23 protein-coding genes are annotated in these 26,324 nt (G+C 72.4%); 13 read left to right on the forward strand and 10 right to left on the reverse strand.

What is annotated here, in order from left to right:
• The first annotated feature begins 60 nt into the window (after positions 1-60).
• Positions 61-945: a prohibitin family protein gene (locus ACGFYP_RS10030; protein ID WP_393488639.1), complete on the forward strand. Its 885-nt coding sequence runs from the start codon at positions 61-63 to the stop codon at positions 943-945.
• A gap of 76 nt (positions 946-1,021) precedes the next feature.
• Here the strand turns inward: ACGFYP_RS10030 and ACGFYP_RS10035 are convergent, their stop codons facing one another.
• On the reverse strand, positions 1,022-1,696 hold the full coding sequence (locus tag ACGFYP_RS10035; RefSeq protein ID WP_015034542.1) for a Crp/Fnr family transcriptional regulator: 675 nt from the start codon (positions 1,694-1,696) through the stop codon (positions 1,022-1,024).
• A 253-nt stretch (positions 1,697-1,949) separates the two neighbouring features.
• Between ACGFYP_RS10035 and nth the strand changes: the two genes are divergently transcribed.
• The 3 genes from nth to ACGFYP_RS10050 all read left to right on the forward strand — a co-directional run bounded on the left by nth (position 1,950) and on the right by ACGFYP_RS10050 (position 5,093).
• Positions 1,950-2,972, forward strand: coding sequence for an endonuclease III (gene nth, locus ACGFYP_RS10040; protein WP_393488644.1), 1,023 nt, complete (start codon positions 1,950-1,952; stop codon positions 2,970-2,972).
• 64 nt (positions 2,973-3,036) lie between these two features.
• Positions 3,037-3,819: an NUDIX hydrolase gene (locus tag ACGFYP_RS10045; RefSeq protein ID WP_393488647.1), complete on the forward strand. Its 783-nt coding sequence runs from the start codon at positions 3,037-3,039 to the stop codon at positions 3,817-3,819.
• Between the two features lie 74 nt (positions 3,820-3,893).
• Positions 3,894-5,093 carry a MarP family serine protease gene (locus ACGFYP_RS10050; protein WP_361956717.1) on the forward strand — a complete coding sequence of 400 codons (1,200 nt, stop codon included), beginning with the start codon at positions 3,894-3,896 and terminating at the stop codon, positions 5,091-5,093.
• A 30-nt stretch (positions 5,094-5,123) separates the two neighbouring features.
• On the opposite strand, the gene ACGFYP_RS10055 is transcribed toward ACGFYP_RS10050, so the two are convergent.
• From ACGFYP_RS10055 to ACGFYP_RS10080, 6 genes are all read right to left on the reverse strand, one after another.
• The gene (locus tag ACGFYP_RS10055) at positions 5,124-5,312 is read right to left on the reverse strand and encodes a hypothetical protein (protein ID WP_361956714.1); all 189 of its coding nucleotides are present in this window, start codon (positions 5,310-5,312) and stop codon (positions 5,124-5,126) included.
• 231 nt (positions 5,313-5,543) lie between these two features.
• Positions 5,544-6,491, reverse strand: coding sequence for an alpha/beta hydrolase (locus ACGFYP_RS10060; RefSeq protein ID WP_361956711.1), 948 nt, complete (start codon positions 6,489-6,491; stop codon positions 5,544-5,546).
• Positions 6,488-6,985, reverse strand: a complete 498-nt coding sequence (locus ACGFYP_RS10065) for a phage holin family protein (RefSeq protein WP_393488657.1) — start codon at positions 6,983-6,985, stop codon at positions 6,488-6,490. Before ACGFYP_RS10065 ends, ACGFYP_RS10060 begins: the two co-directional genes overlap by 4 nt.
• 38 nt (positions 6,986-7,023) lie before the next feature.
• Positions 7,024-8,427, reverse strand: coding sequence for a Na+/H+ antiporter NhaA (gene nhaA, locus ACGFYP_RS10070; protein WP_393488659.1), 1,404 nt, complete (start codon positions 8,425-8,427; stop codon positions 7,024-7,026).
• 287 nt (positions 8,428-8,714) lie between these two features.
• Positions 8,715-10,670, reverse strand: coding sequence for an acetate--CoA ligase (acs, locus tag ACGFYP_RS10075; protein WP_393488663.1), 1,956 nt, complete (start codon positions 10,668-10,670; stop codon positions 8,715-8,717).
• A gap of 196 nt (positions 10,671-10,866) precedes the next feature.
• Positions 10,867-13,344, reverse strand: coding sequence for a bifunctional SulP family inorganic anion transporter/carbonic anhydrase (locus ACGFYP_RS10080; protein ID WP_393488667.1), 2,478 nt, complete (start codon positions 13,342-13,344; stop codon positions 10,867-10,869).
• A gap of 296 nt (positions 13,345-13,640) precedes the next feature.
• Between ACGFYP_RS10080 and ACGFYP_RS10085 the strand changes: the two genes are divergently transcribed.
• Positions 13,641-15,020: a hypothetical protein gene (locus tag ACGFYP_RS10085; RefSeq protein ID WP_393488672.1), complete on the forward strand. Its 1,380-nt coding sequence runs from the start codon at positions 13,641-13,643 to the stop codon at positions 15,018-15,020.
• A gap of 19 nt (positions 15,021-15,039) precedes the next feature.
• Here the strand turns inward: ACGFYP_RS10085 and ACGFYP_RS10090 are convergent, their stop codons facing one another.
• On the reverse strand, positions 15,040-16,026 hold the full coding sequence (locus ACGFYP_RS10090; protein ID WP_393488676.1) for an ATP-binding protein: 987 nt from the start codon (positions 16,024-16,026) through the stop codon (positions 15,040-15,042).
• A 102-nt stretch (positions 16,027-16,128) separates the two neighbouring features.
• On the opposite strand from ACGFYP_RS10090, the gene ACGFYP_RS10095 reads away from it, so the two are divergent.
• Positions 16,129-16,974: an oxidoreductase gene (locus ACGFYP_RS10095; RefSeq protein ID WP_361956692.1), complete on the forward strand. Its 846-nt coding sequence runs from the start codon at positions 16,129-16,131 to the stop codon at positions 16,972-16,974.
• 320 nt (positions 16,975-17,294) lie between these two features.
• Here the strand turns inward: ACGFYP_RS10095 and ACGFYP_RS10100 are convergent, their stop codons facing one another.
• Positions 17,295-18,161 carry an HAD-IB family hydrolase gene (locus ACGFYP_RS10100; protein WP_361956689.1) on the reverse strand — a complete coding sequence of 289 codons (867 nt, stop codon included), beginning with the start codon at positions 18,159-18,161 and terminating at the stop codon, positions 17,295-17,297.
• A gap of 647 nt (positions 18,162-18,808) precedes the next feature.
• Between ACGFYP_RS10100 and ssd the strand changes: the two genes are divergently transcribed.
• The 7 genes from ssd to ACGFYP_RS10135 all read left to right on the forward strand — a co-directional run bounded on the left by ssd (position 18,809) and on the right by ACGFYP_RS10135 (position 23,856).
• Positions 18,809-19,897, forward strand: a complete 1,089-nt coding sequence (gene ssd, locus ACGFYP_RS10105; protein WP_393488681.1) for a septum site-determining protein Ssd — start codon at positions 18,809-18,811, stop codon at positions 19,895-19,897.
• On the forward strand, positions 19,894-21,063 hold the full coding sequence (locus ACGFYP_RS10110) for a TadA family conjugal transfer-associated ATPase (RefSeq protein WP_393488683.1): 1,170 nt from the start codon (positions 19,894-19,896) through the stop codon (positions 21,061-21,063). The genes ssd and ACGFYP_RS10110 overlap by 4 nt, the downstream gene beginning before the upstream one ends.
• Positions 21,060-21,950 carry a type II secretion system F family protein gene (locus tag ACGFYP_RS10115; RefSeq protein WP_393488686.1) on the forward strand — a complete coding sequence of 297 codons (891 nt, stop codon included), beginning with the start codon at positions 21,060-21,062 and terminating at the stop codon, positions 21,948-21,950. The genes ACGFYP_RS10110 and ACGFYP_RS10115 overlap by 4 nt, the downstream gene beginning before the upstream one ends.
• 5 nt (positions 21,951-21,955) lie before the next feature.
• A complete protein-coding gene (locus ACGFYP_RS10120; RefSeq protein ID WP_393489189.1) occupies positions 21,956-22,747 on the forward strand; it encodes a type II secretion system F family protein in 792 nt (263 codons plus the stop codon).
• Between the two features lie 80 nt (positions 22,748-22,827).
• Positions 22,828-23,040 carry a DUF4244 domain-containing protein gene (locus tag ACGFYP_RS10125; RefSeq protein WP_393489191.1) on the forward strand — a complete coding sequence of 71 codons (213 nt, stop codon included), beginning with the start codon at positions 22,828-22,830 and terminating at the stop codon, positions 23,038-23,040.
• Complete coding sequence (locus ACGFYP_RS10130; RefSeq protein WP_393488689.1) at positions 23,027-23,386, forward strand: TadE family type IV pilus minor pilin; 360 nt, start codon at positions 23,027-23,029, stop codon at positions 23,384-23,386. The genes ACGFYP_RS10125 and ACGFYP_RS10130 overlap by 14 nt, the downstream gene beginning before the upstream one ends.
• A gap of 29 nt (positions 23,387-23,415) precedes the next feature.
• Complete coding sequence (locus tag ACGFYP_RS10135) at positions 23,416-23,856, forward strand: Rv3654c family TadE-like protein (RefSeq protein WP_393488692.1); 441 nt, start codon at positions 23,416-23,418, stop codon at positions 23,854-23,856.
• On the opposite strand, the gene ACGFYP_RS10140 is transcribed toward ACGFYP_RS10135, so the two are convergent.
• Positions 23,798-26,275 carry a DEAD/DEAH box helicase gene (locus ACGFYP_RS10140; RefSeq protein WP_393488694.1) on the reverse strand — a complete coding sequence of 826 codons (2,478 nt, stop codon included), beginning with the start codon at positions 26,273-26,275 and terminating at the stop codon, positions 23,798-23,800. The two genes, ACGFYP_RS10135 and ACGFYP_RS10140, sit on opposite strands and share 59 nt — an antisense overlap.
• Positions 26,276-26,324: the final 49 nt, after the last annotated feature.

The following is a 26,324-nucleotide window of genomic DNA, read 5'->3' on the forward strand; positions in this document are numbered from 1 at the left end:
CGCACGCTTCGTGCTTTACGCTCCGCCTACATCTGGCCTTGGTTCTCGGGGGGAAAGCTCATGTTCGTCCTAGCGATATTGCTGCTGATCGCAGCGGTCGTCCTGTTCTTCGTCAGTCGGTCCAACGGCTCGAAGGGCCTCAAGCTGGGGGCGCTCGGTGCGGTCCTCGCCGGCGCCTTCTCGCTGATCGCGAGCATGACGTACGTCGTCAGCGCGTACGAGGTCGGCGTCCCGGTCGCGTTCGGCAAGGTGGGCGAGCCGATGACCTCGGGCATGCACGTGAAGTCGCCGTTCACCGACGTCACGACCTTCTCCACCCGCCCCGTCGACCTCAACCTCTCCGACAAGGACGTGGTCGAGGTCCGCTCCTCGCAGGGTGGCGTGATGGAGGTCGAGGTGACCGTGAAGTGGGCGGTCACGCCGTCCAAGTCCGTCGAGCTGTACCGGCTCGCGGGCAGCGAGGAGTCCATCCAGCAGCGGCTGGTCTACCCGGACAGCCGGGAGATCGTCCGCAACGTCTTCGCGCGCTACACGAGCGAGCAGGGCTACGCCAGCGACCGCGAGAAGATCAACGCCGAGATCGGCACCCTCATCAAGGAGCGCCTCGCCCCGCGCGGCATCGACGTCACCGCCGTCAACCTGCGCAACGTGAAGCCCTCGGCGGCCCTGCAGACCCAGATCGACCGCAAGATCCAGCAGCAGCAGGCGACCGAGCGCGCCACCGAGGCGGCCCGTACGGCCAAGGCCGAGGCCGACCGGCGCCGTATCGAGGCCGAGGGCATCGCCCGCGCCAACAAGATCCTCAACGACTCGCTGACCGACAAGGTCCTGGCGAACCAGTGCATCGAGGCCTACAAGGAGGCCGCCGCGAAGAACCCGGTGTACGCGGTTCCGTGCGGCAGCGGCACGGGGAACCCGCTGATCGTGGACGGTACGAAGCGGTAGGCACGGGTCCGTACGTGAGAAGGCCGCCCCGGTCATGTCGACCGGGGCGGCCTTCTCGTATCCGTACGGGGATCCGCTAGCGCGAGCGCTTCGCGAGCCGCTCCACGTCCAGCAGGATCACGGCGCGGGCCTCCAGGCGGAGCCAGCCGCGCTGGGCGAAGTCCGCCAGGGCCTTGTTGACCGTCTCGCGGGAGGCGCCGACCAGCTGGGCCAGCTCCTCCTGGGTGAGGTCGTGGACGACGTGGATGCCCTCCTCCGACTGCACGCCGAAGCGGCGCGACAGGTCGAGGAGCGCGCGGGCGACACGGCCCGGCACGTCGGAGAAGACCAGGTCGGACATCTGGTCGTTGGTCTTGCGGAGGCGGCGGGCGACCGCGCGCAGCAGGGCGGTGGCCACCTCGGGGCGGGCGTTCAGCCAGGGCTGGAGGTCGCCGTGGCCGAGGCCGAGCAGCTTGACCTCGGTCAGCGCGGTCGCGGTGGCGGTGCGCGGGCCCGGGTCGAAGAGCGAGAGCTCGCCGATCAGCTCGCCGGGGCCGAGGACGGCCAGCATGTTCTCGCGGCCGTCGGGCGAGGTGCGGTGGAGCTTCACCTTGCCCTCGGTGACCACGTACAGGCGGTCGCCGGGGTCTCCCTCGTGGAACAGCGCGTCGCCACGGGCGAGCGTCGCTTCACTCATCGAGGCGCGCAGCTCCGCGGCCTGCTCGTCATCGAGCGCCGCAAAGAGCGGGGCGCGCCGCAGAACGTCGTCCACGAGTTCTCTCCTATGTCGACCTGCTCAGGGGACCTTGATCCCATGATGCCGGACGCACAAAACAGTGCGATCAATCACAACAAGTTTGACGTACCGAACCGCCCGTCCGTACGTCAGGGCCCCGATTGGGTCCTCATCGGCCGTGCCCGGGGCGGATGTCGGTGGGGGCGCTTAGGCTGGCCGGGTGTCCAACTCGCCGGTGAGAGCGCAGGCCAAGGGGGCTGGAAGAGTGTCGGCCAAGGGTAATTCCGCCGTGGGCGAACAGGGTGCGTCGAAGCGGACAAATGCCGCGAAACGTACAGGGAATGCGGCCCCGAAGCCCGCCGCGGAGGCGGATACGAAGGCGGCTACGAGGGCGAGCGCGAAGGCGCCGAAGGCGAGCGCGGCGACCTCGAAGGTCGCCCCGAAGACTGCCGCGAAGACCGGCGAGAAGACCCCGAAGACCACCCCGAAGACCGACGCGAAGGCTTCGAAGCCCGCCGCGAAGGCCTCGAAACCGGAATCCCGGCTCGGGATGGTCCGCCGGGCCCGGAAGATCAACCGGGAGCTGGCCGAGGTCTATCCGTACGCCCACCCCGAGCTGGACTTCCGGAACCCCTTCGAGCTGCTCGTCGCCACGGTCCTCTCCGCCCAGACCACCGACCTCCGGGTCAACCAGACCACCCCCGCGCTCTTCGCCGCGTACCCGACGCCCGAGGACCTGGCCGCCGCCGTTCCGGAGGAGGTCGAGGAGCTGATCCGGCCCACGGGCTTCTTCCGCGCCAAGACCAAGTCGATCATGGGCCTCGCCGCGGCCCTCAGGGACGACTTCGGCGGCGAGGTCCCCGGCCGCCTCGAGGACCTGGTCAAGCTGCCGGGCGTGGGCCGCAAGACCGCCTTCGTCGTCCTCGGCAACGCCTTCGGGGTGCCCGGGATCACCGTCGACACCCACTTCATGCGCCTCGCCCGTCGCTGGAAGTGGACCGAGAGCGACGACCCGGTCAAGATCGAGGCCGAGGTCGCGGAGATCTTCCCGAAGAGCGAGTGGACGATGCTCTCGCACCGGGTGATCTTCCACGGCCGCCGGATCTGCCACGCCCGCAAGCCCGCCTGCGGCGCCTGCCCGATCGCCCCGCTCTGCCCGGCGTACGGAGAGGGCGAGACGGACCCGGAGAAGGCGCGGAAGCTCCTGAAGTACGAGAAGGGCGGCTTCCCGGGCCAGCGCCTGAACCCGCCGCCGGACTACCCCGGCCGCCCGGCCGCCCCCGCCCCCGGCGTGGCCCCGGGGGCCGAGTGAGCCCAGGCCCGAGGGGAACGAACCCACGCACGGATCGCGTTGTGAAACACGGGGGTGCCTGCCTATGACGCGCACGCAAGCAGAGACGGAAGCAGAGACGGACGCAGAGAACGGGACGACGACCGGCCGGCCGGCGGCCGGGCCGCCGACGATCGACGGCGTGCCGCGCGGGATCGGTACCGGCGGGCTCGTGCGCCGGGACGGACTGCCGGACTGGCTCGCCCCCGTCGACCGGGCCGCCCGCACCGTCGAGCCCGAGCAGCTCAGCCGCTTCCTGCCGCCCGCGAGCGGCGCGGGACGCCAGTCCGCCGTCCTCATCCTCTTCGGCGAGGGCGAGCGCGGTCCCGAGCTGCTCCTCATGGAGCGCTCCGGCTCGCTCCGCTCGCACCCGGGCCAGCCCTCCTTCCCCGGCGGTGCCCTGGACCCGGAGGACGGCGCACCGGCCGAGGGAGGACTGCTGCGGGCCGCCCTGCGCGAGGCCGAGGAGGAGACCGGCCTCGACCCCTCGGGCGTCCAGCTCTTCGGCGTCCTGCCCCAGCTCTACATCCCGGTCAGCGGCTTCGTCGTCACCCCCGTCCTCGGCTGGTGGCGCACCCCCACCCCGGTCGGGGTCGTCGACCCCGCCGAGACCGCCCGGGTCTTCACCGTCCCCGTGGCGGATCTCACGGACCCCGCCAACCGCGCGACCGCCGTGCACCCCAGCGGTCACAACGGCCCGGCGTTCCTCGTCGCATCCGCTCTGGTCTGGGGTTTTACCGCCGGAGTGATCGACCGGCTGCTGCACTACGCCGGGTGGGAGAGACCGTGGGACCGGGCCAAGCAGGTCCCGCTCGACTGGCGCTCATGACAGGCTGATCAGGCCAGGCCCGGGGCGAGGACCGGGCTGCGGCGACCGAAGACGAATCTGCGAGGCTATTGACGGTGAACGTGCTGGACATCCTGTTGCTGCTCGCCGCCGTATGGTTCGCGATCATCGGTTACCGCCAGGGCTTCGTGGTCGGCATCCTGTCGGTCATCGGCTTCCTCGGCGGCGGCCTCGTCGCCGTCCTGCTGCTCCCGATCATCTGGGACCAGCTGACGGACAACTCCGAGGTCTCGACCACGGCGACCGTCGTCTTCGTGGTCGTCGTGATCGTCTGCGCCTCCGTCGGCCAGGCCTTCACCACCCACCTCGGGAACAAGCTGCGCCGCCACATCACCTGGTCACCGGCGCGCGCCCTGGACGCCACCGGCGGCGCGCTGGTCAACGTGGTCGCCATGCTCCTCGTCGCCTGGCTGCTCGGCTCCGCCCTCGCCGGGACCTCGATGCCCACGCTCGGCAAGGAGGTCCGCAGCTCCAAGGTGCTGCTCGGCGTGGAGCAGGTGATGCCCGATCAGGCGTCGACCTGGTTCACGAACTTCACCTCGGCGCTCGCCCAGAACGGCTTCCCGCAGGTCTTCAGCCCCTTCGCCAACGAGCCCATCACCGAGGTCCGCCCGCCGGACCCGGCGCTCGCCGGCAGCCCGGTCGCCGCCGAGGCCAAGCGCGCCATCGTCAAGGTCGTCGGTACGGCGCCGAGTTGCGGCAAGGTCCTCGAAGGCACCGGCTTCGTCTTCGACCGGCGCCGGGTCATGACCAACGCCCATGTCGTCGGCGGCGTCGACGAGCCCACGATCCAGATAGGGGGCGAGGGCAAGCTGTACGACGCGAAGGTCGTCCTCTACGACTGGCAGCGCGACATCGCCGTACTGGACGTGCCGAACCTGGACGTCGAGCCCCTGCAGTTCACCGAGAAGGACGCCCGGAGCGGCGACAGCGCGATCGTCGCGGGCTTCCCCGAGAACGGCTCGTACGACGTCCGCTCGGCGCGCGTCCGGGGCCGTATCAACGCCCAGGGCCCGGACATCTACCACCGCGGCGAGGTGCGCAGGGATGTGTACTCCCTGTACGCGACGGTCCGTCAGGGTAACTCCGGCGGCCCGCTGCTCACCACGGACGGCAAGGTGTCCGGTGTGATCTTCGCCCGCTCGCTCGACGACAAGAACACCGGCTACGCCCTGACCGTCGACGAGATCCGCGAGGACATCGTCAAGGGCCGCACGGCGACCCAGCAGGTCGACAGCCAGGGGTGCGCGCTCTGAGCGCCGAGGAGGAGGGGGGCATGCCCGGGGTCAGTCCCGGGTGTGCCTGAGCCGGGCCGAGACCCAGCGGGCCCGGCGGCGCAGGATGCGCGGAATGCCGATGCCTTGCACGGGATACGAACGGCCCTGTTCCTGTGGGCCGCTCCTCTCGTGGGAGCCCGACCCTGCGGTCGAGCGGCGGTTGCGTGCTGTGTCACCGTAGTCGTGCGTCCAGCCCATACCCCGACGTCTGCCCGTGGCCCAAGGTCGGTAACCGCCCCGGGGCCCGCCAATTGGAGTATGCGCCGGGCACATGGCCGTTCGTAGAACGGAAGTACGCCGAGGATGCGCCGACGAGGAGCCGACGACGCGCCGACGGTGTGTCAGCGGGGCGACGACGGTGTGTCAGCGGGGCGACGACGGTGCGTCAGCGGGGCGCGGGCCGGCCGCAGGCCAGGCGCCGGGCAGGCGTCAGCGGTCGGGCTCGGGGTCCTTGAGCCAGTTGATCAGCTCCGTGGAGAACGCCACCGGGTCCTCCTCGTGGGGGAAGTGCCCGAGGCCGTCGAAGAGCCGCCAGCGGTACGGCGCCTCCACGTACTCGCCCGAACCGGCGGCGCTGCGCGTCCGCATGACCGGGTCCATCGAGCCGTGCAGATGCAGCGTGGGCACCCGCACCGGGCGCTTCATGCGCCGGTTGAACTGGATGCCGTCGGGCCGCGCGAGGGACCGCACCATCCACCGGTACGGCTCGATCGAGCAGTGCGCCGTCGACGGGATGCACATCGCCCGCCGGTACACCGCGATCGCTTCCTCGTCCGGCAGACCGGGGCCTGACCAGTCCTCGATCAGCCGCCCCACCAGGGCCGCCTCGTCCGCGACGAGCTGACGCTCCGGCAGCCACGGGCGCTGGAAGCCCCAGACGTGCGATCCGGCGCGGGACTGCGAGACGTCCGAGAGCATCGCCGAGCGCCAGCGGCGCGGGTGCGGCATCGAGGAGACCGCGAGCCGGCGCACCAGCTTCGGCCGCATGACCGCCGCCGTCCAGGCGAGGTACCCGCCCAGGTCGTGGCCGACGAGCGCCGCGTCCGGCTCGCCGAGGGAGCGGATGACGCCGGTGATGTCGAGCGCCAGGTTGGCGGGGTCGTAACCCCGGGGCGTACGGTCGCTGCCGCCGACCCCCCGCAGGTCCATGGCCACGGCCCGGAAGCCGGCGTCCGCGAGAGCGGGCAGCTGGTGGCGCCAGGTCCACCAGAACTGCGGGAAGCCGTGCAGCAGCAGGACGAGCGGCCCGTCACCCATCTCGGCGATGTGGAAGCGCGCGCCGTTGGCGGCCACATCGCGGTGGGTCCAGGGGCCGTCGATCCGTACGGGACTGCCGACAGGACTCCCGCTGCCGTTGCTGCTCTCAGGGACGGTCATACGGACGAGCGTCCCACAGCCGCGGCCTTCTCCTGGACCGCGCCGGGCAGAGCCACCTGTTCGGGGCGGGGGTGCGGCTTGGCGTTCTGCAGGACCGCGGCGGTCTGCTTGGCCGAGGCGATGGACTTCTCCGGCGGCTTGACCTTCTTGAACTTGGCGTAGGCGAGCAGCCCGAGCAGCCCCGCGAGCAGCACGTTCGCCGCGAAGGAGAGCAGGAAGCACCAGGCGAGGTTCCAGCCTCCCTCGCCGTTGTGGCCACCGGTCCAGGCGTTGATGCCGTACGCGAGCGCGAAGCTCAGCATCGGCAGCGAGAAGAGGAGCACCGTGGCGGCCGTCGCACCGGCCGCTCCGCCGATGGCCCCCCGCTTGACGTCCTGCCGGATCTCGGCCTTGGCCAGGGCGAGCTCGTCGTGCACCAGCGCGGACATCTCGGCGGTCGCCGAGGCGACCAGCTGACCGAGGCTGCGCTCGGCTCCGTTGACCGGGTCGCTCATCGCTGCTCCCTCTTCTCTTCTACGGTTCCGACCTCAGATCATGCCGGACTGTCGCCGTCATCGCGCGATGCCCCCGCCAGTTCGGCACGCCGACGGTGCTCGGCGGCCTTCCGCTCGTGGATCTCGGCCATCCGGAGGTGGTACGCCGGGTTGTCCTCCTCGTAGATGTCCGGGATGCCGTCCTCGTCCTCGTCGCGGTCCTCGTCCGCCATCAGCGCCTCGTACTTGCGTACGCGCAACTTGAGCAGGATCGTGGCGAGGACGGCCGCCGTGAGCGAGCCGATCAGGACGGCCGCCTTGACCTCCTCGGTGAGCGCCGCGTCGCCCTCGAAGGCCAGCTCGCCGATGAGGAGGGAGACGGTGAAGCCGATGCCGGCGAGGGAGGCGACGGCGAAGACGTCCGGCCAGGCCAGGTCGCTGTTGAGCTCCGCGCGGGTGAAGCGGGCCGCGAGCCAGGTGCCGCCGAAGATGCCCAGGGTCTTGCCGACCACCAGGCCGAGGATCACGCCGAGGGTGACCGGGTTGGTGGAGATGTCGGCGATGGTCTTCCCCGTGATGCCGACACCGGCCGAGAAGAGGGCGAAGAGCGGCACGGCCAGGCCGGCGGAGATCGGCCGGACCAGGTGCTCGATGTGCTCGCCGGGGGAGTGCTCCTCACCCTCGCGCCTGGTGCAGCGCAGCATCAGGCCCATGGCGACACCGGCGATGGTGGCGTGGATGCCGCTGTTGTACATCAGGCCCCAGATGGTCAGGGCGAGCGGGACGTAGATGTACCAGCCGCGGACGCCCTTGCGCAGCAGCAGCCAGAAGATGCCGAGGCCGACGAAGGCGCCGCCGAGCGCGGCGAAGTTCAGGTCGCTGGTGAAGAAGACGGCGATGATCAGGATGGCGAAGAGGTCGTCGACGACGGCAAGGGTGAGCAGGAACGCGCGGAGCGCGGACGGCAGCGAGGTGCCGATGACGGCGAGGACCGCGAGGGCGAAGGCGATGTCCGTGGCCGTGGGCACGGCCCAGCCCTGGGTGGAGCCGTCGCCGATGACGTTGATCACCGTGTAGACGAGGGCCGGCACGGCCATGCCGCAGATGGCGGCGATGACGGGGAGTGCGGCGGCCTTGGGGTCGCGCAGCTCGCCCGCGACCAGCTCGCGCTTGAGCTCGATACCGGCGACGAAGAAGAAGATCGCGAGGAGGCCGTCGGCCGCCCAGTGCTGGATCGAGAGGTCCAGGCCGAGCGCGGCCGGGCCTATGTGGAAGTTCCGTACCGTCTCGTAGCTGGCGCTGAGGGGGGTGTTCGCCCAGACCATCGCGGCGATGGCGGCCACGAGCAGGAGCACGCCACCGACGGTCTCGGCGCGCAGTGCGTCGGCCACGAACCGTCGCTCGGGCAGCGACAGACGGCCGAGGAACTTGCGGTCGGTGGGGGTGGGCGCGGGCGCGGGCACGGTGGGTGACCTCCGGTCGGGTGGGCAGCACAAAGCACATGCCGACCAGACTTCCCGGCGCACCTAGGTATTTCTGTCGCGTCTCTGACGCGATCTTTACTTTACCTAACGAGCGGGGGTTGTGTCCGGTGATCTTCACTTTAAGTACAAGACCGCACTCCGGCCCGTTGTGGAAAAAGGGCGCCCACCCCAGGTGACCTGGAGTGGGCGCCCTTGAAAGCCGGGGTCGAAGCCCGGAGCAAGGCCCGGGTCGAAGCCCAGGTCAAAGCTCGGGTCGAAGCCGGGTCTCAGTCCTCGCTGGACGCGCTCGGCAGCTTCGTCTGGATGAGGTCCATGACGGACGAGTCCGTGAGCGTCGTCACATCGCCGAGCTCCCGGTTCTCCGCCACGTCCCGCAGCAGGCGCCGCATGATCTTGCCGGACCGGGTCTTCGGCAGCTCGGCCACCGGCAGGACGCGCTTCGGCTTCGCGATCGGGCCGAGCGTCGTACCGACGTGGTTGCGCAGCTCTGCGACGAGGCCTTCGTCCTCGCTCGCCGAACCGCGCAGGATCACGAAGGCGACGATCGCCTGGCCGGTCGTCTCGTCGGCCGCGCCGACGACCGCCGCCTCGGCGACGGACGGGTGCGAGACGAGCGCCGACTCGACCTCGGTGGTCGAGATGTTGTGCCCGGAGACGAGCATGACGTCGTCGACCCGGCCCAGCAGCCAGATGTCGCCGTCCTCGTCCTTCTTCGCGCCGTCGCCGGCGAAGTACTTGCCCTCGAAGCGGGACCAGTACGTGTCGAGGAACCGCTGGTCGTCGCCCCAGATCGTGCGGAGCATCGACGGCCACGGCTCGGTCAGGACCAGGTAGCCGCCGCCCCCGTTCGGGACCTCGTTGGCCTCGTCGTCGACGACGGTCGCGGAGATGCCCGGGAGCGGGCGCTGGGCGGAGCCCGGCTTGGTCTCGGTGACGCCCGGCAGCGGCGAGATCATCATCGCGCCGGTCTCGGTCTGCCACCAGGTGTCCACGATCGGGGTCTTCCCGGCGCCGATGTGCTCGCGGTACCAGACCCACGCCTCGGGGTTGATCGGCTCGCCGACCGAGCCGAGCACGCGCAGGCTCGACAGGTCGAACTTCGCGGGGATGTCGTCGCCCCACTTCATGAACGTGCGGATCGCGGTGGGCGCCGTGTAGAGGATCGTGACGCCGTACTTCTGGACGATCTCCCAGAACCGGCCCTGGTGCGGGGTGTCCGGCGTGCCCTCGTACATGACCTGCGTCGCGCCGTTGGCCAGCGGTCCGTACGTGATGTACGAGTGCCCGGTCACCCAGCCGATGTCGGCGGTGCACCAGTAGACGTCGGTCTCCGGCTTGAGGTCGAAGACGGCGTGGTGGGTGTAGGCCGCCTGGGTGAGGTAGCCGCCGGAGGTGTGCAGGATGCCCTTGGGCTTACCCGTCGTACCGGAGGTGTAGAGGATGAAGAGCGGGTGCTCGGCCTCGAACGCCTCGGGGGTGTGCTCGGCGGACTGGCGGGCGACGATGTCGTCCCACCAGACGTCCCGGCCCTCGGTCCACGCCACGTCCTGGCCGGTGCGGCGGACGACGAGGACCTTGCCCACGCGGTCCACGCGGCCGAGGGCCTCGTCGACGGCGGGCTTCAGGGCGCTCGGCTTGCCGCGGCGGTAGCCGCCGTCGGCGGTGATCACCAGCTTGGCGTCGGCGTCCTCGATACGGGTGGCGATGGCGTCGGCCGAGAAGCCGCCGAAGACCACGGAGTGCGCGGCGCCGATGCGGGCGCAGGCCAGCATCGAGACGACGGCCTCGGGGATCATCGGGAGGTAGATCGCGACCCGGTCGCCCTTGGTGACGCCCAGCTCGGTCAGGGCGTTGGCGGCCCTGGAGACCTCGTCCTTGAGCTCGGCGTAGGTGATGGCGCGGCTGTCGCCGGGCTCGCCCTCGAAGTGGATGGCGACCCGGTCGCCGTTGCCCGCCTCGACGTGGCGGTCCACGCAGTTGTACGCCACGTTGAGCGTGCCGTCGGCGAACCACTTGGCGAACGGCGGGTTCGACCAGTCGAGGGTCTCGGTCGGCTCGGTGGCCCAGGTGAGGCGCTTCGCCTGCTCGGCCCAGAAGCCAAGCCTGTCCGCCGCGGCCTGCTCGTAGGCCTCCGCCGTCACGTTGGCGTGCGCGGCCAGCTCGGCGGGCGGCGCGAACCGCCGCTCCTCCTTGAGCAGGTTGGCCAGGCTTTCGTTGCTCACGACATCTCCCTTTCCCAGGGCGTCCTATGTGCCTATGTGTCCCGCGTCATAGCTCATCAGTCAGATGGCCGGGTGACAAGAGCCTCCAGGCAATTGGTTTAGACCTGTGAGGCGGTGGGGGTGCGCGGTGGCCCCTCCGTCCCGAGCGGTGGGACGAAGGGGCCACTCAGTCTCACGGACCCGCGGGCGGGATGGTTCAGGACGCGCGGGCCTCCGTTCGATCGTCGATCATGGACGGCGTGATCGGCTCGCCGGTCCGGTCGTCGGCCGGGTTGTCTGTCAGGTCGCCGGGCGGTGTCTGACTGGACGGGCCGGACGGACTGGGTGTGGTGGGTGTGCTGGACGGGCCGGACGAGTTGGCCGGGCTGGCCGGGGTCGACGGGCCGGACGGTGCGACCCGGTCGAAGACGTCCTCGTAGCGGTGCTGTTCGTCCGGTTCGGCCAGCAGGTACGCCTGCGCCTCGCCGACGTGGAAGTACATCCCGTGGAGCGTCAGCGTCCCCTCGGCGAGTCGCCGCGCCACCGACTCGTACGCCCGCAGGTGCTCCAACTGCTGCACCACGTTGGTCAGACAGAGCTGCTCCACCGCGTCGGCCGGCAGCCGCCCCGAGATCCGCGCCCAGGCGTGGCTGCGGCTGGCCATCCGCTCCAGGCTGGGCAGCCCGTGGCGCAGCCACCGCCGCAGCGGGGTCCGCGGGGCGTCCGGCGCGCTGCTCATGAGGGCCTGCATCGCGCCGCAGCCGGAGTGTCCGCAGATGGTGATCGACTGGACCCGCAGCACCTCCACCGCGTACTCGATCGCCGCCGCCACCGAGTCGTCGCCGCTCTCCTCGCCGGGCAGCGGAACGAGATTGCCCACGTTCCGTACGGTGAACAGGTCGCCGGGCCCGCTGGAGGTGATCATGCTCGTGACCAGGCGGGAGTCGGCGCAGGTGAGGAAGAGCTGCGAGGGGCGCTGGCCCTCGCGGGCGAGTCGCGCGAGTTCGTCGCGCACCAGCGGGGCGGTGTTGCGCTGGAACTTGCCGATACCGCTCGCCAGCTGGTGACCGGTCGCCCGGCGCGTCTCGTCGACGGGGTGGTGGTGCCCGCCGCAGTGGTTGCGCCAGGGGGTCCAGGGGCGGCAGCAGGCGTGGGACGACGTCGTGTCGGGTTCGGCGATCCGCGCGCCGGTCATCTCCACCGCGCCGCCGTGCCGCACATGGCTCGCCTGCCAGTCGTGCAGGGTCTCGTACGCCGCGTGGTCCATGAAGGACCCGTCCAGTTCCACGACCACCCGGGCTCCTTGGGGTAGTTGGTGAAGCGCCCGGCTCAGCCGGGGTACGGCGAGGAAGGTCAACTGCCCGCGCACACGCACCTGGTGGGCGCCGTCCCGCTCCTCGCGGGTGATGCGGGTCTTGGTGAGGCGGTGCATGGCGACGGCGGTGGCCACCGCGATGCCGAGCGCGACGCCTTCGAGGATGCCGACGAGGACGACTCCGCTGAGCGTCACCGCGTAGACGAGGACCTCGCGGTGCCGGGTGACGCTGCGGATGTGGGTGATGCTCACCATCTGGATGCCGACCACCATGACGAGCGCGGCGAGCGCGGGCAGCGGGATCAGATCGAGGACGGGGACGAGGAGGAGCGCGGCAAGCACGATCCACAGGCCGTGCAGCATCGTGGAGTTACGGCTCACGGCGCCGGCGGAGACGTTGGCGACGCTGCGCACCGCGACCCCGGCGACCGGGAGCCCGCCGAGCGCGCCCGAGACGACGTTCGCCGCGCCCTGGCCCGCCAGCTCGCGGTCGAGCCGGGAGCGGGGCACGCCGTGGCCGTGGTCCGCGCGGGCGGCCACCAGCTTGTCCACGGCGACGGCGGAGAGCAGCGACTGCACGCTGGTCACCAGCGTGATGGTGAGGACGCCCGCCGCGATGCCGAGGACGGGGCCCTCCGGCAGTCCGGGCAGCGCGTGGCTGCTCCAGGAGGGCAGGTCGACGCGCGGGACGGCGAGCCCGGAGAGCGCGGCGGCGGCCGTCGCGGCGGCCACGGCGGCGAGGGCGGCCGGGATCTTCCGCAGCAGCCCTCCCGTACGTCCGGGCAGGCGCGGCCATAGTAGGAGCAGGCCGACGGTGAGGGCGCTGATGGCCAGCGCGGCCGTGTGCACGTCGGTCAACTGCGCGGGCAGCCCGAGGACGTTGTCCACGGCGGAGCTCTGGGGCGTGCCGCCGAGCACGATGTGGAGCTGCGCGAGGGCGATGGTCACGCCGATGCCGGCGAGCATGCCGTGCACGATCGCGGGGGAGACCGCGAGTGCGGAGCGGGCCACCCGCAGGGCGGACAGGCCGAGTTGGGCGAGCCCGGCGAGGACGGTGATGGCGCAGGTCGTGCGCCAGCCGTAGCGCTGGATCAGTTCGGCGGTGACCACCGTGAGGCCCGCGGCGGGGCCGCTGACCTGGAGCGGCGACCCGCCGAACCGGCCGGCGACGATGCCGCCGACGGCGGCGGCCACCAGGCCGGCCTGGAGCGGGGCTCCGGTGGCGAGCGCGATGCCGAGGGAGAGCGGCAGCGCGATCAGGAAGACGGCGATCGAGGCGGACACGTCGGCGCCCGCGATGCGGAAGCGGCGCGCGGGGCCGTCGGGTGGGCTGTGCGGTCGCTGGTCGGGGGTACGGCGAAGGGGTGGGCAGATCGTCATGTGTTCCCGTCTTCTCCGGGGCTGCGCGGTCGCGGCTCGTGCGGGACGAACGTGGGGGTCGCGGCCGTGGGTCACGGTGTGCAGTGGCGGGATGACCGGGCGAGTATCAACGCTCGGTAAATGGATCGTAATGGAGAGTAAAGACTGCGGCATTATTTTCGGGGCAAACAGGGCAATGATTCACCGGTTGGGGTGACACTCGGTCGCCGTGCCGCTTGTCGTTTCATCATTCCGGAGTCCGTAGTGCGACGTTGACGCCGCTCGCACCCCGTACGGAACCGAGGAGAGGTGGGCGGATGTCAGCCGCCGGGAGAAGGACCACAGTCCGCAGGAGGGCACTGGGCGCCGGTGCCCTCGCCGTCGCTCTGATGACCGGCCTCGCCGGTTGCTCGGATCCGTCGGGGACGACCCCGCCCACGGGCGCCCCCGGGGCGAAGAAGCCCGCCCCGGCCGCCGCGCCGAACGCGCCGCGCCTGATCGGGGACGGCTCCACCGCCTTCACCGGCGCGCAGCCGCGCCAGCCCGTCTGGGAGAAGCTGAAGCCGGGGCAGAAGCCCCCGCAGTTCGTGGTGTTCTCCTGGGACGGCGCGGGCGAGGACAGCCAGAAGCTCTTCTCGCACTTCCGCAAGGTGGGCCAGAAGTACGACGCGACCATGACGTACTTCCTCAGTGGCGTGTACCTGCTGCCCGAGGACAAGCGCACGCTCTACGACCCGCCGGGCCACGCGGCGGGCCGCTCGGACATCGGCTTCAACGACGCCGAGGGCATCCGTGCCACCGTCCGCGAGCTGCGCGGCGCCTGGCAGGAGGGCAACGAGGTCGGCACGCACTTCAACGGCCACTTCTGCGGACCGGAGAGCGGCGTCGGCACCTGGTCGGTCGAGGACTGGAAGAGCGAGATCAAGCAGGCCAAGTCCTTCGTGAAGAACTGGAAGTCGAACTCCGGCCTGACCGCCGAGCAGCCGCTGCCGTTCGACTACGACAAGGAGCTGGTCGGCGCCCGCACCCCCTGCCTGGAGGGTCGCCAGAACTTCGTGAAGGCCGCGTCCCAGCTGGGCTTCCGCTACGACACCAGTGGCGTCAACGACCAGATCTGGCCGAAGAAGGACCACGGCCTGTGGGACCTGTCGATGCACCTGGTCCCGGTGCCCGGCCGCGCGTTCCAGACGCTGTCGATGGACTACAACTTCATGGTCAACCAGTCGGGTACCAGGACCCAGGGCGACCCGTCCATGCACGCGTACTGGGGCAATCAGATGCGGGACGGCCTGGTGCAGGCCTTCAACCGCTCGTACCACGGCAACCGGGCGCCGGTGATCATCGGCAATCACTTCGAGTCCTGGAACGGCGGCACGTACATGCGCGCCATCGAGGAGACCATCGCCACGGTGTGCGTGCAGAAGGACGTGAAGTGCGTGTCCTTCCGGCAGCTCGCGGACTGGCTCGACGCCCAGGACCCGGCGGTGATCGCGAAGATGCGGACCCTGAAGGTCGGCGAGGCCCCGGCGGGCGGCTGGGCGACCTTCCTGGCCCCCCAGCCCGTGGCTCCGTCCGAGCCGCTGGCTCCGTCCGAGCCGCTGGCCCCGTCCGAGCCGCTGGCCCCGTCCGAGCCGCTGGCTCCTTCGGAGCCCCTGGCCGGGGCGGCCCCGGCGCTCAGGAAGCCCGCCCAGAACTGACCCTTCGGCCGGCCGGCCGTCAGCTGGGCTGGGGGACGGCCAGCTCCTCGCCGAGGACGAAACCGGGGTCGACCTGCGCCGCCAGGTCGACCCCGGTCTTGGCGTTGCCCCAGCTCTCCGCGTTCCGCAGGTGGAAGTGGACCATCTGGCGCGTGTACCGCTCCCAGTCGCGATCGGCGTACGAGTCGTCGGCCGCGTTCTGGAGGGCCTGGAGCGCCATCCGGTTGTCCGCCTCCAGGAGCTCGAAGCGGGACGGCCGGCCCTTCTCCATTCCGCGCACCCAGTCCGAGTGGCCCACCGTCACCAGCAGGTCGTCGCCCACCTCGGCGCGCAGGAAGTCCACGTCGTCCTGGCCCTGCACCTTGTTGCCGACGACCTTGAGTGCGACACCGAAGTCCCGCGCGTACTCCTTGTACTGGCGGTAGACCGACACGCCCTTGCGGGTCGGCTCGGCGACCAGGAACGTCATGTCGAAGCGGGTGAACATCCCCGAGGCGAACGAGTCCGAGCCCGCCGTCATGTCGACGACCACGTACTCGTCCACCCCGTCGACCAGGTGGTTCAGGCACAGCTCCACCGCGCCCACCTTGGAGTGGTAGCAGGCCACGCCCAGGTCGGACTCGGTGAACGGGCCCGTCGCCATCAGGCGGATGTCGCCGTCGTCGAGGCGCACGGTCCGCGCGCAGGCCTCGTAGACCGGGTTGTCCTCGTGGACCCGCAGCAGCCGCGAACCCTCCCCGGGCGGGGTCGTCTTGATCATCGAGTCCGCCGAGGTGATCCGCGGGTTGGAGCCCCGCAGGTACTCCTTGATCATCGGCAGATGCGCGCCCATCGCGGGCAGCGCCGCCGCCTGGGCCTCGTCGAGCCCGAGCGCGGCCCCGAGATGCTGGTTGATGTCGGCGTCCACCGCGACGACGGGGGCTTCATTGGCGGCGAGATGGCGGATGAAGAGCGAGGACAGCGTGGTCTTGCCGCTGCCGCCCTTCCCTACGAAAGCGATCTTCATGTTCACGAAGCGTAGCGGCATGATTGCGTCGGGTGGTCAAGGTCCGTGAAGAAGACCACTCCAACGTGGGGTGGGCGTCCCGGGCGCGTAGCCTCCCTACTTATGAGTACGCACGCCTCTGACCCCCTGGCCGCCCTCGGCTCCCTGCCGGGCGTCGCCGACTCGGTGGACTCCGTACGCAAGGCCGTCGACCGGGTCTACGGACACCGCGTGATGCGGCGCCGCAGCAACGAGATCACCTCCGAGGCCGCCCTGCGCGGGGCGCGCGGCTCGGCCGCGCTCTCCGGTGCCGACTGGGCCCTTGAGGAGGTCCGCCGACGCACCGACTTCGGCGGCGACAGCGAGGCGCGGACCGTGGGCGCGGCCCTGCGGCTGGGCGCCGAGGCGGGCCAACTGCTCTCCATCTGGCGCCAGTCGCCGCTGCGGGTGCTCGCCAGGCTGCACCTGGTCGCGGTCGGCGACGCGGCGCTCGGGGCTGCCCCGGGCGAGGTGGCCGACTCGGTCGGCAGGCCTCGGCAGCTCGGCGAGACGGTCGACGAACCGCTGATCGAGGCGCCGCTGCCGGACCCGGCGGAGGTCGCGGGGCGGCTCGACGGACTCTCCGAGTTGATCATCGCGGGCGGTACGGCCCCGGCGCTGGTGACGGCGTCCGTGGTCCACGGCGAACTGCTCGCGCTGCGCCCCTTCACCTCGTACAACGGGCTGATCGCCCGGACCGCCGAGCGGATCGTGCTGATCGGCAGCGGGCTCGACCCCAAGTCGATCTGCCCGGCCGAGGTCGGACACGCGGAGCAGGGGCGGGCGGCGTACGTCGCCGCGTTCGAGGGGTACCTGTCGGGGACTCCGGAGGGCATGGCCGCCTGGATCGCCCACTGCGGGCGGGCCGTGGAGCTGGGGGTCCGGGAGTCGACGGCGGTCTGCGAGGCGCTGCAGCGCGGCGCGGCCTGATTGCTGTCCGTCGGCCGCTCGACCGGCCGGAAAAGGGTTGCGGCGGTACCAGTCCTGGTACCGCCGCTGGCACGTCTGCCGAGTTACCAAGCGTCCTCGATATGTGCCCATCAGGCGGGGACTTTGCCCATCGCCTGGTGCGGCTGGCCCGTAATCGACGGGTCGACGTCGCGTGGGTGCTCAGCTTCTGTGCATGGTCCGTGGGGCCTTCTTGCTCAACAGGTGATCCTCTCGGATGTCCTAGGTCTCGCGGGCCTGATTCCTTTCTACTCCTGTCGAGTGGGAAGCGAAAGTCCTAGCTCCACTTCTTTACTTTCGCCTCAAATCCGGGCAAAGCGATCGGCAAGGGCGGAGTGGCGGCGCCGGTTGGCGTACCAGACGAGACCGGCGGTCGCGGCGGCCGCGCCCACGGCGGCTGCGGCGAGGAGGGCGGGGCGCGGCGGCATCCGGAACGCGGGCAGCCGCTGCTTGAGCCGGACGGGCTTCTCGAAGGACAGGATCGGCCAGTCCCGGGCGGTGGCCTCCCGGCGGAGCGTGCGGTCGGGATTGACCGCGTAGGGGTGGCCCACGGCCTCCAGCATCGGTACGTCGGTCGCCGAGTCGCTGTACGCGTAACAGCGTGAGAGGTCGTACCCCTCCGACTCCGCGAGCTCCCGGACCGCCTCCGCCTTGGTGGGGCCGTAGGCGTAGTACTCCACCTCTCCGGTGAAGCAGCCGTCGTCGCCGACGACCATCCGGGTGGCGACGACCCGGTCGGCGCCGAGCATCTCGCCGATCGGCTCCACCACCTCGGCGCCCGAGGTCGAGACGATCACGACGTCACGGCCGGCGGCGTGGTGCTCCTCGATGAGGGACGCCGCCTCGTCGTAGATGATCGGGTCGATCAGCTCGTGCAGGGTCTCGGCGACGAGCTCCTTGACCTGCGAGACGTTCCATCCTTTGCAGAGCGCGGAAAGGTATTCCCGCATCCGCTCCATCTGATCGTGGTCGGCGCCGCCCACGAGGAAGACGAACTGGATGTAGGCCGTCCGCAGGACGGCACGGCGGTTGATCAGTCCGCCTTGGTAGAAGGACTTGCTGAAGGTCAGCGTCGACGACTTCGCAATGACCGTCTTGTCCAGGTCAAAGAAGGCGGCTGTGCGCGGCAACGAGTGGTTTTCCACGAGCCGAGCATAGGTGCCCGCCATTCGGCGTACGCTCGGGCGTGTGGGTTTGCCTGAGAAGGCTCTCGGGTACACCATGGAAGTCACGGATCGTTCGCGACCGTGCTAACCCGGTCCGGCTCCTCCCCCCCCGAGTCGGCCGGAGAGACGACCCCCGCTCTCCCCCCCGGCGGGGGTCGTCGCATGTCCGGACGCGTTTTCGTCCGCCGGATCCTCATCTCTCCCCCTCTCCGCGGCCGGGTGGCCGCGATGGCGTCATGCCCTCGTTTCGTCACTCAGCGTAGCGGTCGGGATGCTCTCCGGACATCCCCGGTATGGGGCACGGGGATATTCACAAGGGCTGGGTTATCCACAGCTTTTGAGCAAGATCCACACGATTTCCGGGATGGCGCCACGGTGATTCCGACCGCGAACTCCGCGGACGGAAGGAATCCCCGATCTCGGCCGCGCGACGGCCGCGGACGGGATCGCATCGACAGGGGGCGTGTGCTGTGGCCGGAACCATGACTTTCAGAACTGCGGGAGCCGCGAGGGCGGCGAGGACGGCAGGGGCAGCGGGGGCTTCGCGACCGGACCGGGCTTCGTCGCCGGACCGGGCGGCGGGGGCTGCGCGGGGCGACAGGGCGTCGGGTGCGGCGAGGGCTTGGCGGCCGGGCGGGGCGTCGGGTGCGGTGAGGCCGTCCGGTGCCGGCCGGGCGGCCGGGCCGCTGATCGTGACCGAGGACCTCGCGCTTCTCGACGACCTGCTGCGGCTGTGCGCCGCGGCGGGAGCCGAGCCCGAGGTGCACCACACGGTGCCGGAGCACCGCGCCAGTTGGGGCGACGCCCCGCTCGTCCTGGTCGGCGACGACGCCGCGGCCCGCTGCCGGGGCGCGGCGCGCAGGCAGGGGGTGATCCTCGTCGGCCGGGAGCGTGAGGATCCCGACGATCCCGAGGTGTGGCGACGGGCCGTCGAGATCGGCGCCGACTGCGTGCTGCGGCTGCCGGACGCCGAGAGCTGGCTCGTCGACCGCATCGCCGACGCGGCCGAGGGCGCGGGCCGACCGGCCCTGACCGTCGGCGTCATCGGCGGACGCGGCGGAGCCGGGGCCTCCACACTGGCCTGCGCGCTCGCGCTGGCCGCCGCGAGGACCGGGCGGCGCACCCTGCTCGTGGACGGCGACCCGCTCGGGGGCGGGCTCGACGTCCTGCTCGGTGGGGAGCGGGCCGAGGGCCGGCGGTGGCCCGACTTCGTCGCCTCCAAGGGGCGGGTCGGCGGCGGCGCCCTGGAGGAGTCGCTGCCCTCGGTGCGCGGGCTGCGGGTGCTCAGTTGGGACCGGGGCGACGCGGTCCTCGTCCCGGCCGAGGCCATGCGAGCGGTGCTCGCGGCCGCCCGCAGGAGGGGCGGCATCGTCGTCGTGGACCTGCCCCGCCGGATCGACGAGGCGGTGACGGAGGCGCTGGCCCAGCTGGATCTCGGACTCCTCGTCGTCCCCGGCGAGTTGCGGGCCGTCGCCGCCGCCCACCGGGTCGCCTCCCTCGCTGGCGGGGTGCTGAGCGACCTGCGCGCGGTGGTGCGCGGGCCGTACGCGCCCGGGATCGACGAGCAGTGGGTCGCGGACACCCTGGGGCTGCCGCTCGCCGGGGAACTCCCGCACGACCCGGGCCTCCTGGCCGCCCTCGACCGCGGGGCGCCGCCGGGCGGCGAGGCGCGCGGACCGCTCGGCCGGTTCTGCGCCGCGTTCTGGGAGTGCGCGCTCGCCCCGGAGGCCGTCTCATGACCGCCACGACGCACGGGGGCGGCGCGGGGCTCCTGGAGGCGGTGCGGCAGCGGCTCGCCGAGAGCGGGGCCGAGCCGACACCGGCCAGGGTCGCGGCGGCGCTGCGGGCGCAGGGCCGGCTCCTGGGGGACGCGGAAGTCCTGGGCGCGGCCGAGGCATTGCGCAGCGAACTGGTCGGCAGCGGACCGCTGGAGCCGCTGCTCGCCGATCCCGCCGTCACCGATGTGCTGGTCTCCGGCCCCGACCGGGTCTGGGTCGACCGGGGCGCCGGTCTCGAACTGACCGAGGTCCGCTTCCCGGACGCTCCGGCCGTGCGCCGGCTGGCGCAGCGGCTCGCGGCGGTCGCCGGACGGCGCCTGGACGACGCCCGGCCCTGGGTGGACGCCCGGCTCCCGGACGGGACGCGGATGCACGCGGTGCTGCCGCCCGTGGCCGTCGGGTCGACGTGTCTGTCGCTGCGGGTGGTGCGGCCCCGGGCCTTCTCCGTGGGGGAGTTGACCCGGGCGGGCACGGTCCCGCCGGGCGGGGAGCGGATCCTGCGGGCCCTGATCGAGGCCCGGGTCTCGTATCTGATCTCCGGAGGGACGGGGTCGGGGAAGACGACGCTCCTGTCCACGCTGCTCGGCCTGGTCGGCGAGCGGGAGCGGATCGTCCTCGCCGAGGACTCCGCCGAGCTCCGGCCCGACCATCCGCACGTGGTGCGCCTGGAGGCGCGACCGGCGAACCAGGAGGGCGCGGGTCTGGTGACCCTGCGGGACCTGGTCCGGCAGGCGCTGCGGATGCGGCCCGACCGGCTCGTGGTCGGCGAGGTGCGGGGCGGTGAGGCGGTCGATCTGCTGGCCGCTCTGAACACGGGCCATGAGGGCGGCTCGGGAACGCTCCACGCCAACACGGCGGCGGACGTACCGGCCCGCCTCGAAGCCCTCGGGACGGCCGCAGGGCTCGACCGGGCGGCGCTGCACAGCCAGTTGGGGGCGGGCCTCTCGGCCGTGCTGCATCTCGTACGGGATCGGGCGGGGCTCCGGCGGATCGCGGAGATCCATGTCCTGGAGCGGGATCGGGAGGGGCTGGTGGTGACCGTGCCCGCGCTGCGCTGGGGAGCCGCCGGGTTCGAGCGGGAGCGGGGCTGGGAGCGGCTGCGGTCGCTGATCGGGGGTGGCTCGTGACGGGGGAGCAGTGGGCGGTGGCCCAGGGCGCGGCGGTGCTGTGCGCCGTGGCCGCGCTGTGGCGGGTGGCCGAGCGGGAGCAGGGGCTGCGCAGGGCGCGCCTGGTGCTCGCGGGCGTGGGGGCTGTGGGGGACCACCGGGATCCGGGGCTGACGGGGCCGTCGTTGCGGGCGGTCGGCGTGCGCTGGTGGGCCGCCGTGCGGGGGCGGCGGGCCTGGCTCTGCCTACCGGTGGCGGCGGTGTTGGCGGTGCTCGGGGAGTCACCGCTGCCCTTGGTGGCGGGGGCGCTTGCGGTGCCGCTGGTGGGGCGCCGGCTGCGGGACTCGGCGCTCCGCAGGGAGCGGGAGGCGCGGTCCGACGCGGTGGTGGGTCTCTGCGGCGCGGTCGCGGCCGAGCTGCGGGCGGGGCGGCAGCCCGCACCCGCCCTGCTGTTCGGCCTCAGGGCGACCGGGGCGCTCGGGCCGCAGGAGGAGGCGGAGGTCCTCGCGGCGGCCCGGTTCGGCGGCGATGTGGCGCGGGCGTTGCAGAGCGCCGCGCGACAGGACGGGGCGGACGGGCTGGCCGGTCTGGCGGCCTGCTGGCAGGTCGCGGTGGACGGCGGCGCGGGGCTGGCCGCAGGGCTCGACCGGCTGGAGGCCGCGCTGCGGGAGCACCGGGACCAGCGGGAGAGGCTGCGGGCCCAACTGGCCGGGGCCTGGGCGACGGTGGCCGTCCTCGCGGTACTCCCGGCCGTCGGGCTCGTCCTTGGTTCGGCGCTCGGGGCGCGCCCGCTGTACGTGCTGCTGCACACGCCGGTGGGCCTCGGGTGTCTGGCCGTCGGCGCGGCCCTGGAAGCGGCCGGCCTGTGGTGGGCGGGCCGGATCGTCCGAGGAGGGGAGCGGGTGTGACCGGAGTGGCGGGTCTGGAGGACCTTGCTGGTCCTGGCGGGGAGTTCGTCCACAGGCTGGGGGCGGGCGTCGTGCTCGCCTCGCTCGCCTGGGCGGCCTGGACGGTGGCCGACCGGCGCCGCGAGCGGCGGACCAGGAAGCGGATCGAAGCTCTCCTGGAGATCGAGCCGGCCCGCGGCCGACGGTGGCTCGGGAGTGGATGTCCGCTCTGGCTGCGGACCTGGGCCGCCCCGCTCGGGGCGGCGGCCGTCGGCTGGGCGCTCATCGGAGGGGTGTTGGGGGTCCTGGCGGGGGCCGCGGCGGGCTGGGGCGTACGACGGTGGAGCGCGCGCCGCGTCCAGGCGACCGGCGACGAGGAGGCCGTACGGCAGCTGCCGCTCGCGGCCGACCTGTTGGCGGCCTGCGCGTCCGCCGGAGCGGGGCCCGGCGAGGCGGCGGAGGCGGTCGGGAGGTCGCTGGGCGGACCGGTCGGCGAGCGGCTGATGCGGACTGCTGCCGAGCTGCGGCTCGGCGGGGAACCGGCCGACGTGTGGCGGAGGTTCGGCGAGATACCCGGCGCCGAGGGCCTGGCCCGCTGCCTGGAACGGGCCGGCTCCTCCGGGGCGCCCGCCGCCGAGGCCGTCTCACGGCACGCGGCCGACCTGCGCGCCGACCGGGCCCGCAAGGCGGCGGCCCGGGCCCAGCGGGCCCAGGTCCTGATCACCGCGCCCGTGGGGCTCTGCTTCCTGCCCGCCTTCCTGGCGGTGGGAGTGGCCCCGGTGGTGATCGGCCTCGCGACCGGACTGCTGCGGAACTGACCGAAGACACCACGAACACGACACGAACTCGATGACGAATACGAACACGACGACGACATATGGGGGTTGGCATGACGAGGATGAAGAAGCAGCTCGGGCGACGGGCGGGCGCGTGGGGGCGGGCCCGGCGGGCGGCCGCCCGGGGCGACGCGGGGATGACCACGTCGGAGTACGCGATGGGGACCATCGCGGCCGCCGGCTTCGCGACGATCCTGTACAAGATCGTGACCAGTGGTTCGGTCTCCGGAGCGCTGGAGTCCGTGATCGGGAAGGCGCTCGATGCGCCGTTCTGACGACCGGGGCGCCGTGACCGTGGAGGCGGCGATGGCCCTGCCCGCCCTGGTGGTGTTCACGATGGCCCTGGTCTGGGCGCTCGCCGCCGCCGCGGCGCAGATCCAGTGCGTGGACGCGGCGCGGGCCGGGGCGCGGGCGGTGGCCAGGTCGGAGCCGGTGTCCGGCGCCGAGGCCGCCGCCCGGGCGGCCGCGCCGGAGGGCGCCAGGGTCTCGGTCACCCGTTCGGGCGAGCTGTGGCGGGTGACGGTGGAGGCACCGGCCCCCGGGCCCGGCGGGATGGGCCTGACGCTGCGCGCCGGAGCGGCGGCGCTCGCCGAGGACACGGTGGGGGTGGCGGCGCCGTGAGCGCGAGCAGGAGAGCGGGAGGGCGCGCCATGACGGTGGCAGGGGCGCCGCGCACCGGCTCCACGGCTGCGGCCTCGTCTGTGGCTGTGGTCGCGGCTGCGGCGCGGGCCGGCGGGCGGGACCGGGGAGTGGCGACGGTGTGGACGGCCTTCGCGGCCTGCGTCCTGTGCGTGGTGTTCGGTGCGGTTCTCGCGCTGGGGCAGGCGGTGGCCGCCCGGCACCGGGCGGGCGGGGCCGCGGACCTGGCCGCGCTCGCCGCCGCCGATCGGGCCCTGTGGGGCGAGGAGACCGCTTGCGCGGCGGCGGCCCAGGTCGCGGACGCGCAGGGGGCGGCCGTGGTGCGGTGCTCGGTGCGGGGCGACGTCGCGGATGTGACGGCGGCGGTGCGCCTCGGGCCGTACGCACCGGCGGTCAGGGCGCGGGCGGGGCCTCCTCCGGCTCTGCCGGGGCTTCCCGCAGCAGTTCCGTGAGCAGGCGCACGGCGCCGCGCTTGTGGAGCGGGTCGTTGCCGTTGCCGCACTTGGGGGACTGGATGCACGAGGGGCAGCCCGCCTCGCACTCGCAGGAGGCGATCGCCTCCCGGGTGGCCGTCAGCCAGGCGCGGGCGGTGTGGAAGGCCCGCTCGGCGAAGCCCGCGCCGCCCGGATGCCCGTCGTAGACGAAGACGGTGGGCAGCAGGGTGTCGGGGTGGAGCGGTACGGACACCCCGCCGATGTCCCAGCGGTCGCAGGTGGCGAAGAGCGGCAGCATGCCGATGGAGGCGTGCTCGGCGGCGTGCAGGGCCCCGCCGAGGATCTCCGGGTTGATCCGGGCGGCGTCGAGCTGGTCCTCGGTGACCGTCCACCACACGGCCCGGGTGCGCAGGGTGCGGGGCGGCAGGTCGAGCTTGGTCTCGCCGAGCACCTCGCCGGTGATCAGACGTCGGCGCAGGAAGGAGACGACCTGGTTGGTGACCTCGACGGAGCCGTAGCAGAGACGGCCGGCTCCCCAGGGGATCTCGGTGTCGGTTTCGAGGACGGAGATGGAGGTGGTGTCCCGGGCGGTGGTCGAGTACGGCGGGGAGGCCTCCTCGACCAGGGCCACGGAGTCCTTCAGGTCGAGGGTCTTCACCAGGTACGTACGGCCCTGGTGGAGGTGGACGGCGCCCTCGTGGACGGCGGTGTGCGAGGCGGCCTCGTCGACCGTGCCGAGGAGGCGCCCGGTGGCGGCCTCCACGATCTGGACGGGGTTGCCGCCGCCGCCCCGGATGTCGGTCAGGTCGGCGGCCCGCTCGCGGCGGGTCCAGTACCAGCCGGTGGAGCGTCGGCGGAGCAGTCCGGCGGCCTCCAGCTGGGGCAGCAGGTCGGTGACGGCCGGGCCGAAGAGGGCCAGGTCGTCGTTGGTCAGCGGCAGCTCGGCGGCGGCGGCGCAGAGGTGCGGGGCGAGGACGTACGGGTTGTCGGGGTCCAGGACGGTCGACTCGACCGGCTGCTGGAAGAGCGCCTCGGGGTGGTGGACCAGGAAGGTGTCCAGCGGGTCGTCCCGGGCCACCAGGATCGCCAGGGCGCCCTCGCCCGAGCGGCCCGCACGGCCCGCCTGCTGCCACAGGGAGGCCCGGGTGCCCGGATACCCGGCGATCACCACGGCGTCCAGGCCTGAGACGTCCACGCCCAGCTCCAGGGCGGTCGTGGCGGCAAGCCCGAGGAGCTCGCCCGAGTGCAGGGCGCGCTCCAGGGCCCGGCGCTCCTCGGGCAGGTAGCCGCCCCGGTAGGCGGCGACGCGGTGGACCAGGGAGCGGTCGACCTCGGCGAGACGCTCCTGCGCGATGACCGAGATCAGCTCGGCGCCGCGCCGGGAGCGGACGAAGGCGACCGAGCGGACGCCCTGGATCGTCAGGTCGGTCAGCAGGTCGGCGGTCTCGGCGGTGGCCGTGCGGCGTACCGGGGCGCCCTGCTCGCCGTGGAGCTCGGTCAGCGGCGGCTCCCAGAGGGCGAAGACCAGCTCGCCGCGCGGGGAGGCGTCGTCGGAGACCTCCGCGACCGGCAGGCCCGTCAGCCGGCCTGCGGCGAGGGCGGGCTCGGCGGAGGTGGCGGAGGCGAGGAGGAAGACGGGGTCGGCGCCGTACCGGGCGCAGACGCGGCGCAGACGGCGCAGCACCTGGGCGACGTGGGAGCCGAAGACGCCCCGGTAGGTGTGGCACTCGTCGATCACGACGTAGCGCAGGGAGCGCAGGAAGGACGACCACCTGGGGTGGGAGGGGAGTATGCCCCGGTGCAGCATGTCGGGGTTGGTGAGGACGTAGTTCGCGTACTGGCGGACCCACTCGCGTTCCTCGACGGGCGTGTCGCCGTCGTAGACGGCCGGCCGGATCCGGTTGCCGAGCGGAGCCGCCAGCTCACGGACCGCGCGGCGCTGGTCGGCGGCGAGGGCCTTGGTGGGCGCCAGGTAGAGCGCGGTGGTCCCCCGGCCGTTGGCGGCCTCGGAGCCGTCCAGGAGCGTCGAGAGGACCGGCGCGAGGTAGGCCAGCGACTTGCCCGATGCGGTGCCGGTCGCGATCACCACGGATTCGCCGTCCAGGGCGAGCTCGGCGGCCTCCGCCTGGTGGGCCCAGGGGTGCTCGATGCCCGCCGCCTGGATCGCGCTGATCACCTCCGGTCGGATGCGATGCGGCCAGACTGCATGGCGACCCTCCCGGGCGGGCAAGTGCTCCGTATGAGTGATGCGCGCGTTCCGGCTCTCGCCCGAGGAGAGCCGGTCGAGGACCATGCCGGGGGAGGGGCGGTTGCCCGTGTCCCCGGCTGGACGACTGGGGCGGTGATTCTTGGCCATCGGCACCGAGTGTGTCACTGGCGTGACGGACAATGCTCCCAAGGCGTCGTGCATGGCTGCTGGTAAGTGATTGAATGCCATCGCGGCTGGCGATCCGTCCCCCGACTCCGCCGGGGAGACTTGAGGGGCG

It is taken from the genome of Streptomyces sp. NPDC048370 (assembly GCF_043200825.1).
Classification (GTDB): domain Bacteria; phylum Actinomycetota; class Actinomycetes; order Streptomycetales; family Streptomycetaceae; genus Streptomyces.